12 protein-coding genes are annotated in these 12710 nt (G+C 73.9%); 5 read left to right on the top strand and 7 right to left on the bottom strand.

Annotated elements, in window-relative coordinates; translation table 11 throughout:
* Positions 1-61: 61 nt before the first annotated feature.
* The 3 genes from OHB09_RS09535 to OHB09_RS09525 form a co-directional block, all read right to left on the bottom strand.
* On the bottom strand, positions 62-646 hold the full coding sequence (locus OHB09_RS09535) for a hydrolase (RefSeq protein WP_006137645.1): 585 nt from the start codon (positions 644-646) through the stop codon (positions 62-64).
* Between the two features lie 79 nt (positions 647-725).
* Positions 726-2183 (bottom strand): MFS transporter, encoded by a 1458-nt coding sequence (locus OHB09_RS09530; protein WP_328921840.1) that lies wholly within the window; start codon positions 2181-2183, stop codon positions 726-728.
* Positions 2180-2629 carry a MarR family winged helix-turn-helix transcriptional regulator gene (locus tag OHB09_RS09525; protein WP_006137647.1) on the bottom strand — a complete coding sequence of 150 codons (450 nt, stop codon included), beginning with the start codon at positions 2627-2629 and terminating at the stop codon, positions 2180-2182. The genes OHB09_RS09530 and OHB09_RS09525 overlap by 4 nt, the downstream gene beginning before the upstream one ends.
* A 127-nt stretch (positions 2630-2756) precedes the next feature.
* Here OHB09_RS09525 and OHB09_RS09520 point away from each other — a divergent pair, with 127 nt between their 5' ends.
* Positions 2757-3200, top strand: a complete 444-nt coding sequence (locus OHB09_RS09520; RefSeq protein WP_328921839.1) for a hypothetical protein — start codon at positions 2757-2759, stop codon at positions 3198-3200.
* A 120-nt stretch (positions 3201-3320) separates the two neighbouring features.
* Here the strand turns inward: OHB09_RS09520 and OHB09_RS09515 are convergent, their stop codons facing one another.
* The 3 genes from OHB09_RS09515 to OHB09_RS09505 form a co-directional block, all read right to left on the bottom strand.
* A complete protein-coding gene (locus tag OHB09_RS09515; protein ID WP_234528164.1) occupies positions 3321-3785 on the bottom strand; it encodes a DoxX family protein in 465 nt (154 codons plus the stop codon).
* A 271-nt stretch (positions 3786-4056) separates the two neighbouring features.
* Complete coding sequence (locus OHB09_RS09510; RefSeq protein WP_328921838.1) at positions 4057-5733, bottom strand: alkaline phosphatase D family protein; 1677 nt, start codon at positions 5731-5733, stop codon at positions 4057-4059.
* A 91-nt stretch (positions 5734-5824) separates the two neighbouring features.
* On the bottom strand, positions 5825-6352 hold the full coding sequence (locus tag OHB09_RS09505) for a DUF4232 domain-containing protein (RefSeq protein ID WP_006137651.1): 528 nt from the start codon (positions 6350-6352) through the stop codon (positions 5825-5827).
* Positions 6353-6864: 512 nt separating this feature from the next.
* Between OHB09_RS09505 and OHB09_RS09500 the strand changes: the two genes are divergently transcribed.
* Positions 6865-7446 carry a TMEM165/GDT1 family protein gene (locus OHB09_RS09500; RefSeq protein WP_006137652.1) on the top strand — a complete coding sequence of 194 codons (582 nt, stop codon included), beginning with the start codon at positions 6865-6867 and terminating at the stop codon, positions 7444-7446.
* 265 nt (positions 7447-7711) lie between these two features.
* Entirely contained in the window at positions 7712-8377 is a 666-nt protein-coding gene (locus tag OHB09_RS09495; RefSeq protein WP_040893527.1) for an HAD-IA family hydrolase, read from the top strand.
* A 31-nt stretch (positions 8378-8408) separates the two neighbouring features.
* Here OHB09_RS09495 and OHB09_RS09490 read toward each other — a convergent pair whose 3' ends face one another.
* Complete coding sequence (locus OHB09_RS09490; protein ID WP_328921837.1) at positions 8409-9560, bottom strand: peptidoglycan-binding domain-containing protein; 1152 nt, start codon at positions 9558-9560, stop codon at positions 8409-8411.
* 180 nt (positions 9561-9740) lie between these two features.
* Here OHB09_RS09490 and OHB09_RS09485 point away from each other — a divergent pair, with 180 nt between their 5' ends.
* Together OHB09_RS09485 and OHB09_RS09480 are read left to right on the top strand one after the other, a co-directional pair.
* Positions 9741-11870: an MDR family MFS transporter gene (locus OHB09_RS09485; protein WP_234528183.1), complete on the top strand. Its 2130-nt coding sequence runs from the start codon at positions 9741-9743 to the stop codon at positions 11868-11870.
* Between the two features lie 178 nt (positions 11871-12048).
* Positions 12049-12708 (top strand): hypothetical protein, encoded by a 660-nt coding sequence (locus OHB09_RS09480; protein WP_167794011.1) that lies wholly within the window; start codon positions 12049-12051, stop codon positions 12706-12708.
* Positions 12709-12710 lie beyond the last annotated feature (2 nt).

Raw genomic sequence — 12710 nt, 5'->3', positions numbered from 1 at the left:
GTTCCGGCGTCCGCCGGTCCCGTCTCCGTCCCCTCCCCGCCCGTACCGGCGATCGGCGTCGTCAGGCGTGCGTCTTCTCCAGCAGGTCCAGGATCTCCTGCGTGGTGCCCGTCTCCCCGAGGCGCGGGAAGATGCGCTCCACGCTGCTCCGGTGGGCCTCCTCGTGGGCGTCGGCCATGGCGTCGGTGGCCAGGGTGACGTGGTAGCCGTGCTCGTGCGCGGCGCGGGCGGTGGACTCCACGCCGATGCTGGTGGCGATGCCGGTCAGCACGATCTGCGTGACGCCCCGGCGGCGGAGCTGCACGTCGAGGCCGGTGCCGTGGAAAGCGCCCCAGTTGCGCTTGGTGATGTGGATGTCGCCGGGGTGGCCGGAGACTTCGTCGACGAGGACGTCCCAGCCCTCCGGGAGCGCGCCGCCGCGTGCGGGCGCCTCGGTGCGGCCGGGCACGGCGTCGGCGCCGTCGGCCGCGAAGGAGACGCGGACCAGGACGACCGGCAGGTCGCGGGCGCGGAAGGCGTCCGCGAGCCGTGCGGAGCGGGAGACGACCTCGGCGGCGGGGTGGGGCCGGGTGTCCATGCCGACGATGCCGGCCTGGAGGTCGATCACGACGAGGGCGGTGGCGGGGTCGAGGGCGGTGAGCGCCATGGGGGAGGGGCCTTCCTGATACATGGTGGATACATCGTTCGGTGTGCGCCGGGGCCCGGGCGGGCCGCGGCTTCGCCGGTCATCTCCGGCTGTCGGGGGTGACCGTCCGCAGGGAACGGTCGAGCAGGGACACCGCGAGGAGCGCGGCCGACCCCGCGAGCATGAACAGGGCGAGGTCGTGCATCCCGGCCGTGTCGGCGCCGTGGGAGAAGAACGCCGAGTCGGCGGCGGAGGAGCCCAGCGCGCCGAGGTAGGTGCAGGTGCGCAGCAGCCCCGCGGTGGTGCCGATCCGCGCGGCATCGGACTGCCGGTAGAGCGCACTCTGGTTGGCCAGACCGATCAGGCCCTGCGGCACGCCCATCACGACGCCGCCGAGCAGCAGCAGCCACACCGGGCTGCCGGCGTCGCACGCCAGCAGGACGAGGCAGCCCGCGATCTGCGCCACTGAGCCGGCCACGAGCTTGGCCCGCACCGCCTCGCGTCGCCCGGTGAGCCCGGAGACGGTGAGCGCGGCCAGTGACAGGGGGAGCAGCACGAGTCCGGCGGTGGAGGCGCGCAGTCCGCGCCCCTCCTCCAGCCACTGCGTGAAGCCGTAGAGGAAGGCGTACGAGGTGAGATAGCCGAGGAACTGGCGGAGGTACGTGGCGAGCAGCGGCAGGTTGCCGCCGAGTACCCGCAGGTCGATGAACGGCTCGCCCGCCCGCAGTTCCCGGGCCGCGAAGCCGGCGGCCGCGAGGGCGGCGAGCACCGGCAGGTACCACAGGGCCGCCCGCGGGCTCATCAGGAACAGCATGGCGGACAGCAGCAGCGCGGCGAACAGCAGCATGCCGGGCAGGTCGACGGGCCGCCGGGAGCGCGCGCCGGGCGCGGTGGCCGGCAGGTACAGCGCGCCCAGGACCAGACAGGCAGCGGACAGCGGCACGTTGACGGTGAAGACGGCCCGCCAGCCGCCCAGGCCGATGAGCAGCCCGCCGAGGGCGGGGCCGATCACGGACACGGTCTGGTTGGCGACGGAGAGGGCGGTGAGGATTCCCGCCGGGCTGTCGCTGCCCGTGCGCTCCGACTCCCGCCGTATGAGCTGCATGGAGGCCGGATACGCGGCGGAGGTCCCGAAGCCCAGCAGGACCCGGGCGGCGATCAGCACCCCGAGGGAGGGGGAGAGGGCGCCTAGCAGTCCGGCGGCGCCCACGGTGCCGGTGCCGAGGAGGTAGAGGCGGCGGGGGCCGTAGGTGTCGACCAGTCGGCCGATCACGGGCTGGCCCAGGGCGGTGGCCAGGTACAGGCCGGTGACCAGCCAGGCGGTGTGCGAGGGGGTGGCGCCGAAGGCGGCACCGATCGGCACCAGCGCGACGGCGATCATCGAGGAGTTGATCGGGTTGCAGACCGAGCCGAGGAGCATCGGGGCGATCAGCCGCCGGTCGAAGGCGGTGGGGTCGCCGCCCCGGCTGCCGCCAGGCCCGGAGGGCGCTTCACCGCCGCCCTCGGCGCCGCCGCCCGGACGGAGGACCCTGAGTGCGCGGGCGAGTGCCGGGCTCATGACTCGGTGAGCCGTTCCAGCAGGGTGAGGGCGTCGAGGAGGGTCCGCCGTTCCTCCTCGTCGTACCGCTCCTCCAGCGTGCGGGCAAGCCATCTGTGCCGGGCCCGCCGGTCGCCCTCGATGCGCTCGCGGCCCGCGGGGGTGAGCGTGATGAGCTGTCGGCGGCCGTCCTCGGGGTCGGGGTTGCGGTGGATCAGCCCCGCCCGGTCGAGCGCGGCCAGCGTGGTCGCCATCGACTGCGGGCGCACTCCCTCGGCGGAGGCCAGGGCGCTGGCCGTGGCCGCGCCGTGCTTGCCGACCAGGGTGAGCGCCGAGACCTGCGGCGGGGTGAGGTCCTCGTCCTCCGCGACCGAACGCAGCCGCCGGCGCAAGCGGTTGAAGACGACGGTCAGGTCACGCGCGGCGCGGGCCGCCGTGTCGGAGACGCCGTCGGGGTTCTGCTCCATGCGGCCACCGTAGAACTCGTCAGTCGAAACTGTCCAGTCCAGGCTGATTAATTTCGGAGCGCGCTCGCCCGCGACGCGAGACCTCGAACGCTCGCTTCGTAAATTCGAACAGGCGTACCATTACGGGGTGGCTGAGACTCCTGACTTCCCGAGTGACCTGCTCGCCGGTCAGGAGGAGCTGGATCAGATCCGGGCCGAACTGCTGGCCCTGCTGAAGCGGCTCCCCTGGTCGGTCGAGCCGCTGGACGGCTTTCGTGACGACAACGGCTGGCGCAGGGTCGAACGCGCGGCCTCACCCGGGTGGACGGAGAACGAGCAGGCGGAGGTGGAGAAGCTGCGGCGCCGCGAACGGGAGCTGGCGGTGTTCGTCTCCGCGCACCGGTACTGGAGGGAGGTGGCGGCCGCCGAGCGCGTCGACGCGCGGATGCGGCTCAAGCACACCGGCAGGGCCGAGGCGTCCGGGCCGGGTACCGGCCCAGGCCCAGACCCAGGCTCAGAGCCCGGCCCAGACTCAGACCCAGAGCCCGGCCCCGGTTCCGGTTCCGGTTCCGGTTCCGAGGAGAGGACCTAGCCGCGCGCGTCCACGCGGGCCGCACGCACGCACGAACTCCCCCGCACCCCTGACGAGGAGGTGCGGGGGAGTGGCTTCGGCCGGCGGCCACGCCTGCCTCCCGGGCGGCCGCCCTGGGTGTCAGACGGTGACGGGCTCCGTCGTGCGGTCCTCCTCCTCCGTTTCCGTGCGGACGGTGCGGCTCGGGCGCAGGACGTTGTCCAGGGCGAGGGCGCCGGGGCCGGTGAAGACCAGGAGGAGGAAGGTCCAGCAGAACAGGGCCGCCTGCTCGCCGCCGTTCTGGATCGGCCACAGGGCGTGCGACTGGTGGACGTGGAAGTAGGCGAAGGCCATCGAGCCCGAGGCGAGGAACGCGGCCGGGCGGGTGGCGAGGCCGAGCAGTACCAGCGAGCCGCACACGAGCTGGATGACGGCGGCGTACCAGCCCGGCCAGGTGCCGGCCTCGATCGTGCCGCCGTCGGTGCCCTGGGCGCCGCCGAGCACGCCGAACAGCGAGGCGGCGCCGTGGCAGGTGAAGAGCAGGCCGAGCACGATGCGGAAGAGCCCGACGACATAGGGCTGGGCGCTGTTGAGACGTCCTGACATGGTGGGAGAACTCCTTCGGCTGTTCCGAAAGTTTCGGTTTCCTCAAAACACCGGTTTCGTCTCCCGGAAGCGGCCGGGCCACGTCAGATTAGGGGTGGCGCATTCCGGTTGCCAGATCGTCATTCAGCCAATGTTCATCTGCTGTCGGCGCCTTTTCGGGCTTGATTTCGGCGGTTGGCGCGGTTGGCGCGGTTGGCGCGGTTGGCGCGGTTCGGCGGTTCTCGGTGCTGTGCGGGGCGCGGTTCTGTGCGGCTCGCCGCTCTCGGCGGGTTCAGGAGCCGGGACCGCTGAGCCGGGTCTCCTCGACAGTCGTCAGCAGGCCGCCCCGGCCGCCCTGCCCCTCGCCCTCCGCGTTCCGCGGCGGCCCCGCCTGTTCGAGCCGCAGGCGGGCCTCGCGGCCCCGGAGCGTCAGGGTCATCAGCTGGTTGCCGAACCAGGGGCCGCCCGTGCGGCGCCAGTCGACGGCGGGCCGGGCGCGGCGGCCGTGCCGGGCCAGCAGCCGGCCGATCGCCCGGCCCGGCGGGGTCCAGCCGAACCGGAAGACGACCTTGATGGAGAGCGGCACGGAGTTGTGGACGGGCGAGCAGGTGAGCTGCACCACGTGCGCGTCGGGAGCCGCCTCGCCCCCCGGCCAGCCCGGCTCGGCGACGTAGGCGTGGTGGACGTCCCCGGACAGCACGCAGATCGTCGCGGGCGCGTCCGGGCCCGAGCCCGCCTCGGCGATCAGGTCGGCCAGCGCGTCGAACGAGGGCGGGAACGCCGCCCAGTGCTCCAGGTCCAGCGCCCGGCGCAGCCACTCCCCGAACCGCGCCCAGCGCGCGCCCCGCACGCCGTCGGCCAGCGCGGCGTCCCAGGACTCCAGGTCGTGGATCATGTGCGGGAGCAGCCAGGGCAGCGAGGTGCCGATCAGCAGGTGGTCGTAGGAGCCCGGTGCGTCCAGTGCCTGGGCGCGCAGCCATTCCCACTCGCCGGCGCCCAGCATGTCCCGCTCGCCCTCGGTCAGGACCCGCGCGGCCCTGCTGTCCACCATCAGCAGCCGGGTCCGGCCGAAGTCGCGGCGGTAGCTCCAGCGGGCGTGAGCGGCATCGGCGTCGGCGCGGGCGCAGTGCTCGCGCAGCACCTTCGTGCCGTCCGCGGCGGACCGGACGGCCGCGTACACCTCGTCCTTCGCGAGCTCGGCGGGCGAGAGGTTGCCCAGGTGCTGGTGGACCCAGTACGACATCAGGCCGCCGAGGACCCGGTCGCGCCACCACGCGGTGGCGCGCATCTCCGTGAGCCAGGAGGCGCTGGTGTTCCAGTCGTCGATGACGTCGTGGTCGTCGAAGATCATGCAGCTCGGCACGGTGGACAGCAGCCAGCGCACCTCGGGGTCGAGCCAGGACTCGTAGTAGAGGTGGGTGTACTCCTCGTAGTCCGCCACCTGGGCGCCGGGTGCCTCGTCGAGGTCGCGGCGGCCGGCCAGCCAGTCGCGGGTCGCCTCGGAGGTCTCGTCGGCGTACACCTGGTCGCCGAGGAGCAGGAGCACGTCCGGGCGTTCGGCCTCGGGGGCGGAGGCGACGCGGGTGGCGAGCGCGTCCAGGGCGTCCGGGCCGGCGGGGTCCTTCTGCCCGAGCGCGGGCGCGGCCCAGCGGCAGGAGCCGAAGGCCACGCGCAGGGTCTCGTCCGCGGCCGGGGAACGGATCACGGACGGCGGGAACGGCGAGTCGGGCAGCGGCCACACCCGCTCCCCGTCGAGCAGCACCTCGTAGGACGTCGACGTGCCCGGGGTGAGCCCGGTGACCGGCACCAGCGCGTAGTGGTGGCCGTGGATCTCGAAGGTGCCGGCGCTCCCGCCGCCGCCCTCCGCGCAGCGCACCTCGGCGGTGCAGGGACGGCCCGCCTCGACCCAGACGGTCGCGGACGAGCCGTCGACGTACCTCAGCAGCGGCCCCAGCCGCAGTTCCACCATGGGATCAGCCTCCTCCGTCGCCCCGTACGGTACGGAACGACGGAGGGACCGGGGCGGGTTCCGCGGCGTGGCGGCGCGCTGCGGCGTGCGGTCAGTTCGCGAACGGCACGGCGTCGGCGGAGCGGGCGTGCCAGTTGGTGGCGATGGGCCGGTCGACGGTGACGCTCTCCGAGAGCTTGAGGGTGACGCTGTTGAGCTCGTCGCCGTAGACCGAGAGGTGCAGGCGGTCGAACTCGATGCCGCCGTTGTCGCCGGTGCTCTTGGGGTTGATGCCGGCGTAGGCGGCCTTGTTGCCGGAGAGGGTGATGCCCTCGCTGACGGCCTGCTCGGCGGGGTGGACCGCGGTCGAGGCGCTGGAGCCGAAGGAGGCGGAGGGGTACACGCCGTCCAGACGGCAGGTCACGCCCTCGCGGGCCTTGGCGACGACGCGGATGTAACCGCCCGCCTGGCTCTCGAAGTTGGTGGTGAGCTTCAGGTCCTTGGTGACGCAGGCCCGGGGGGTGGCGGACTGCTTCGCGGTGCCGGCCTCGGCCGTGGCGGCGGCGGTGCCGGTGAGGGCGAGGGCCGCGAGTGCGGTGACGGTGAGGCGGGCGGCGCGGGTGCCGAGCAGGGAACGCATGGTGGTCTCCGTATCTCCGTGAGGAAGGTGAGGACTGCGTCGTCCGGCGGGCTCCGTCGGCGACAGGACGAAGCTTGTGCCGTGATCCGTCCCACTCGCCATCGATCAAGGTCATCGCGGGACGCTGGAACGGTGAAACGGTTCGTGACCTGCGGGAACGCTCGTGTCCTGGGACGGCGTGGCGGGACGGGTAGGGCGGGAGGACGGTCGCACCGGGACACCAGGGACGGCCCCGCGGCGTGTGCGGGGCGCGCAGGGGGTCGCGTACGATGGGCGGCGTTGGAGGGGAGTAGCCCTTCGCCGGACCGTCGACATACTGCTCAGCCAGCCTGAGCCGGCGCCCGGAGGCGGATACCGCGGCCCCCTGGGGGCGCGGATCGGCCGGCGAGACCTTCGGCAAAGCAGTGCACCACCCGTGCCGCCCGGCGCGGGTGCGTATGCGCGCTGCCGTGCCGGGGTGTCGTGAGCAGTGCGGACTCTCGGTGGGCGGCGCCCCGACCGATTGAGGAACTGTGATCAGCCTGACCGTGACGGCGCTCGTCTTCGGCGTCGTCTTCCTGGCCGAGCTGCCGGACAAGACCGCCCTGGCCGGCCTCGTCCTCGGCACCCGCTACCGCGCCTCGTACGTCTTCGCGGGCGTCGCCGCGGCCTTCACCCTGCACGTCGTGCTCGCGGTCGCGGCGGGCAGCGTGCTGACGCTGCTGCCGCACCAGCTCGTGCAGGCGATCACCGGCGTGCTCTTCCTGGGCGGTGCGGCCGTCCTGCTGTTCAAGAAGGACGACGGCGAGGAGGAGGTCCGCCGGCCCGAGGACCAGAGCTTCTGGAAGGTCGCCGGGGCCGGTTTCATGCTCATCCTGGTCGCCGAGTTCGGCGATCTGACCCAGATCATGACCGCCAACCTCGCGGCCCGCTACGACGACCCGCTCTCCGTCGGCCTCGGCGCGGTGCTCGCGCTGTGGGCGGTGGCCGGCCTCGGCATCGTGGGCGGCAGGGCGCTGATGAAGAGGGTGCCGCTGACGCTGATCACGCGGATCGCGGCCCTGCTGATGCTGGGGCTCGGCGTGTGGAGCCTGTACGAGGCGATCGCGGGCTGAGCGGCCCTCGCGAAGCGCGGACGGGTCCCGGCCGGAATGGACCGGGAGTTCGCGGGGTACGGGGCATCCGCGCGCCCCGTGCCCCTGGTGGCCGTGACCCCGTGTGACACGTGCTCGCCGTGCGTGTTGTGGCTGGTCACGGTGGGTGGCACAGGAGCGGTGCCTTTTTGTATCGTAAGGAAACAAAGTGGTTCCCGCCCGCGCCCCCTGACCTGCGGGCGGGGCCGCCTTGTTTCCCCGGGGCACCCCCTTCCGTATTTGGAGCATGCCGATGACGGCCACCACCGTTCTCACCGCACGGGCCCTCCTCCTGGACATGGACGGCACCCTCGTCAACTCGGACGCCGCCGTCGAGCGGGTCTGGCGGCGCTGGGCCGACCGGCACGGACTGGACGGCGACGAGGTGCTGAAGGTCGTGCACGGCCGCCAGGGCTACGCCTCCATGGCACTGCTGCTGCCCGGCCGGCCGATGGAGCAGAACCTCGCCGAGAACGCGCGGATGCTGGCCGAGGAGACCGCCGACACCGAGGGCGTCGTCGAGGTGCCCGGTGCGACCGGCTTCCTCGCCGCCCTGAACGGCGTCCCGCACGCGCTCGTGACCTCGGCGGACGTGCCGCTGTCCACCGCCCGGATGAAGGCGGCGGGCCTCGCGCTGCCCTCGGTGCGGATCACCGCGGAGTCCGTGGGCGCGAGCAAGCCGGACCCCGAGGGCTTCCTGAAGGGCGCCGCGGAACTGGGCGTCGCGCCCGAGGACTGCGTGGTCTTCGAGGACTCCGGCGCGGGCGTCGCGGCGGGACGCGCCGCCGGGATGCGGGTCGTGGGAGTCGGCCCGCGGGCGGGACTGCACCGGCCCGACGCGGTGGTGCGGGACCTGCGGCAGGTCCGGGTCGAGAAGACGGCGGACGGGACCGTCCGGCTGCACCTGGGCTGAGGGCGGGCAGCCGGAACGGAAGGGTTCGCCCCTACGGCTCGTCGGTCTCCGACTCCAGGCGGGCGCGGGTGGCCTCGCCGTAGACGCCGCGGGGGTCGTCCGTGATGCCCCGCGCGCTCTGGTAGGCGGCCACGGCCGTCTCGACGTCGCCGTCGTACGTGCCGTCCACCGTGCCCAGGTAGAACAGCCGCTGCCGGAGCCGGCGCTGGAGTTCCTCGACCTCGGGGCCGTCGTCGCCCCGCCGCAGCACCGGCGGGTCCTGGTGCTGGTCCTCGCCGGTGGCGGGCTTCTTGGAGCGGGTCGCCTCGGAGGTCGCCTGCGCGTCCCGCGCGGTGCGGGTGGCGCTGGGGGTGGCCGAGGAGGAGGCCGTGGGGCCGCCGGAGGCGGTCGCCGTGGCGGAGGCGGTGTCGCTCGGGGAGGCGCTGCCCGTGCCGGTCGTCGACGCGGAGGAGGTGTCCGCCGGTCCGGTCGCGGTGGGAGTGGCCGAGCCTGCCGGGACGCTCGGGCGGACCTCGTCCGGAAGGGCGTCGTTGCGTTCGGGCTTGCCGTAGCTGAAGAGGCCGGTGGCGAGCGCGGTCGCCGTCAGGACCGCGACGACGGCGCCGCCCGCGGCGAGGACGACCGTGCGGCGGGGCGCGCGGGCACGGGGAGCCTCGCCCCGGTCGCCGCCCCCGACGGTCGTACCGAGGTCCAGGGGCCGCGTCTCCGCGAAGGCGGCGTCCTCAGGGCTCTCAGGCGTCTCAGGGGCCTGCGGGTCCTCGGGGGTCCGCGGGGGGCGCTGAGGGTCTCGCGGGCCTTCCGGTACCTCCTGCGCGGCGTGCGGCTCCCGTACGCCGTTCCCGGCAGTACGGGGCCCCCGCGCCCGGGTGCCCTCGGCGGCCCCGCCCTCCGGAGTCCCGGTCCCGGGGGAGCCGGGGGCCTGCTCCGGCGTCCCCGCGGGGGTCCCGACCTCCGGCCCGGCGGCGGTCCCGCCCTCCGCGCCGGGGGTGGTCCCGCTCTTCGGGGTCAGGCCCACGTAGGGCCTGATGCGCAGCGGATCGAAGTCCTCCGCCGCCGCGGCCTCCGCCGTGCGGGTGTCGCGGAGCGCCTCGGCCGTGCGCTGGGTGCACGCGCACGTCGGCGACCCCTCGGGGTCGCGCGGCGCCGCGCACTCCGGGCACGCCTGTTCGTTCGTTCCGCTCACGGCTGGGTTCCCTCCCTGCGAACTCCAGGAATTATGCAGACCTCCCGCACACCTTCTCCGGCGATCCCCCCTAAGCCGCGGCCGTCCGGCAGGACTGAACATGCCATAACTGGTCACACCGAACAGGAAGGCAGACGGCAGGCCGGCCCGGCGAGGGCCAAGGCTCCCGGGGAGGTCTCCATGGCAGAGGACGCGCTCCCGAAGGGCGGCGGTGCGGCGGACGACGAGGACGGGCACCGCGCGCGCGGCGCCCTCACCCCGCCCGGCGGCACCGGCCCAGGCCCCGAGGGCGGCACCGCCCGGACCGGTGGGAGCGTCCTCGTCCCCATCGGCGCGCTGCTGCTCGGCCTGCTCCTCGCCGCCCTCGACCAGACGATCGTCTCCACCGCCCTGCCGACCATCGTCAGCGACCTCGGGGGCCTGGAACACCTCTCCTGGGTGGTCACCGCCTACCTCCTCGCCTCCACCGCCGCGACCCCGCTGTGGGGCAAGCTGGGCGACCAGTACGGGCGCAAGAGGCTGTTCCAGACGGCCATCGTGATCTTCCTCGTCGGCTCGGCGCTGTGCGGCGCCGCGCAGGACATGGGCCAGCTCATCGCCTTCCGCGCGCTCCAGGGACTCGGCGGCGGCGGACTGATCGTGCTGTCCATGGCGATCGTCGGCGACCTCGTGCCGCCCCGGGAACGCGGTCGCTACCAGGGACTGTTCGGCGCCGTCTTCGGCGCCACCAGCGTGCTCGGGCCGCTGCTCGGCGGACTGTTCACCCAGCACCTGAGCTGGCGCTGGGTGTTCTACGTCAACCTGCCCCTCGGTGTCGTCGCCCTCGCCGTGATCGCCACCGTCCTGCGCATCCCGCGCCGCTCGACCAAGCACGTCATCGACTACCTCGGCACGTTCCTGATCGCCACCGTCGCCACCTGCCTCGTCCTCGTCGCCTCGCTCGGCGGCACCACCTGGGGCTGGACCTCCCCGCAGATCATCGGGCTCCTCGTGGTCGGCGTGGTGCTGGCCGCCCTGTTCGTCGCCGTCGAACGCCGGGCCGCCGAACCCGTTCTCCCGATGGGGCTCTTCCGCATCCGCACCTTCAGCCTCTCCGCCGTCATCAGCTTCGTCGTCGGCTTCGCCATGTTCGGTGCCCTGACCTATCTGCCGACGTTCCTCCAGGTCGTGCGCGGCATCTCCCCGACCATGTCCGGCGTGCACATGCTGCCCCTGGTGTTCGGACTGCTGCTGTCCTCGACGGTCTCCGGGCAGATCGTCAGCCGCACCGGCCGGTGGAAGGTCTTCCCCGTCGCCGGCACCGCCGTCACCACCCTCGGCCTGCTCCTGCTGCACCAGCTCGACGAGCACACCTCCACCGCGACGACCAGCGCCTTCTTCTTCGTCTTCGGCCTGGGCCTCGGCCTCGTCATGCAGGTCCTCGTGCTGATCGTGCAGAACGCGGTGGCCTACGAGGACCTGGGCGTCGCCACCTCCGGGGCGACCTTCTTCCGGTCCATCGGCGCCTCCTTCGGCGTCGCCGTCTTCGGCTCGATCTTCGCGAGCGGGCTCGCCGACAAGCTCGCCGACGTCCTCGCCGGGCGCCGGCTGCCCGGCGGCGTGGACGTCGGCGCCCTCCAGGCCGACCCGCGCGGCATCGGCGGGCTGCCGCCCTCGCTGCGGCCCGCCGTCCTGCACGCCTACGCCTCCGCCATCACCGACGTCTTCCTGTACGCGGCACCCGTCGCCGCGGTCGCCTTCGTCCTCGCCTGGTTCCTGCGCGAGGACCGGCTGCGCGCGTCGGTGACCGCGCCCGACGGCTCCGAGACCTTCGCCAGCAACCCGGTGCAGCGCTCCTCCTACGACGAGGTGTGCCGCGCGCTCTCGCTGCTCGGCTCCCGCAACGGGCGGCGGGAGATCTACGAGCGGATCACCGCGCGCGCCGGGTACGACCTGCTGCCCGCGGCGAGCTGGCTGCTGCTGCGCACCCGGAAGTACGGCTGGACGGAACCTGCCGTGCTGACCGAGCGCAGCGCCGTCCCGCTGGACGTGATCATGGCCGCGGCGCGGCAGGTGGAGGAGCGGGGGCTGGCCGCGCGCCGGGGGCCGGACCTGGTGCTCACCGAGCGGGGCGCGGCGGTCGCGGAGCGGCTGGCCGCCGCACGGCAGGAGTCGCTGGCGGAGCTGCTGGGGGACTGGTGGGGGCCGGACCGCCCGACGGACCTGGACCGGCTCGTGGCGGACCTGACCGCGGAACTGTGCGGATCGGACGCGGAACGGCCGCATGAGGGGACACGCGTGACGGCGGCCCGCCGCGCCGGCCGGGCGTAGCCGCGCGGCCCTCAACCCCTCGGCGTGGCACCGGCGTTCGCGTGTACGGGATGCCCCCGTCCGTGCCTCTCCGTGAGCGTGCGCCGTTTGCGGGCGGGGTTGCGGGCAACCCGGTGGGAGTAAGGGTTTCGCCGGAGCCGGCCGGTTCCGGGGCCCTCGGGTCTACCGGAAGGCATTCATGTCCACAGGCGTGATCATCGCAATCGTGATCGTGGCGGCCGTGGTCCTTGCCGCGGTCGTGTTCCTGCTGCGGGCCCGCGGCGCGCAGGGCGGTCCCGGGCTGAAGCGGCGCTTCGGCCCCGAGTACGAGCGGACCGTGGCCCGTCACCACGGGGACACCAAGGCGGCCGAGGCCGAGCTGGCCCAACGCGTCGAGCGTCACGGGTCGCTGACGAGGCGTCCGCTCGCGCCCGAGGCCCGCGCGGGCTACGAGGCCCGCTGGGCCGCCGCCCAGGAGCGGTTCGTCGACTCGCCGCGCGAGGCGGTCGCCGAGGCGGACCGGCTGATCGCCGAACTGTCCACCGAGCGCGGCTTCCCCGAGGGCCGCCACGAGGACCGTATCGACGCGCTCTCCGTCCACCACGCGCACCACGTGCACGGCTACCGCCGTCTGCACGAGGCCGCGCGGACCCCGGCGGACGGCACGCCGGAGAGCCGTCCCGACACGGAGGAACTGCGCGCGGCCATGGTCGAGGCGCGTGGCCTCTTCGAGCAGTTGACGGGTGAGGACGGCCACGGGACGGCGCGTACCGAACCGGAGCGGACCGGCGCCGCCGGCGAGGCGCGTGGCACGCAGCCCGCCTGGGCGCTCGGCCGACGTCATGTGAAGGGGAGTTGAGG

Source organism: Streptomyces griseoaurantiacus, from assembly GCF_036189845.1.
In the GTDB taxonomy this organism is placed as follows: Bacteria; Actinomycetota; Actinomycetes; order Streptomycetales; family Streptomycetaceae; genus Streptomyces; species Streptomyces griseoaurantiacus.
Note: the sequence above shows the minus strand (reverse complement) of the source record. Positions and strands in the feature narration are given on the sequence as shown.

Bases quoted from the DNA above. Each gene is read 5' to 3' on its own strand.
- OHB09_RS09510 (WP_328921838.1), bottom strand. From the start codon at position 5,733: ATGGTGGAACTGCGGCTGGGGCCGCTGCTGAGGTACGTCGACGGCTCG.
- OHB09_RS09505 (WP_006137651.1), bottom strand. From the start codon at position 6,352: ATGCGTTCCCTGCTCGGCACCCGCGCCGCCCGCCTCACCGTCACCGCA.
- OHB09_RS09515 (WP_234528164.1), bottom strand. From the start codon at position 3,785: ATGTCAGGACGTCTCAACAGCGCCCAGCCCTATGTCGTCGGGCTCTTC.
- OHB09_RS09495 (WP_040893527.1), top strand. From the start codon at position 7,712: ATGCCGATGACGGCCACCACCGTTCTCACCGCACGGGCCCTCCTCCTG.
- OHB09_RS09480 (WP_167794011.1), top strand. From the start codon at position 12,049: ATGTCCACAGGCGTGATCATCGCAATCGTGATCGTGGCGGCCGTGGTC.
- OHB09_RS09485 (WP_234528183.1), top strand. From the start codon at position 9,741: ATGGCAGAGGACGCGCTCCCGAAGGGCGGCGGTGCGGCGGACGACGAG.
- OHB09_RS09535 (WP_006137645.1), bottom strand. From the start codon at position 646: ATGGCGCTCACCGCCCTCGACCCCGCCACCGCCCTCGTCGTGATCGAC.
- OHB09_RS09525 (WP_006137647.1), bottom strand. From the start codon at position 2,629: ATGGAGCAGAACCCCGACGGCGTCTCCGACACGGCGGCCCGCGCCGCG.
- OHB09_RS09530 (WP_328921840.1), bottom strand. From the start codon at position 2,183: ATGAGCCCGGCACTCGCCCGCGCACTCAGGGTCCTCCGTCCGGGCGGC.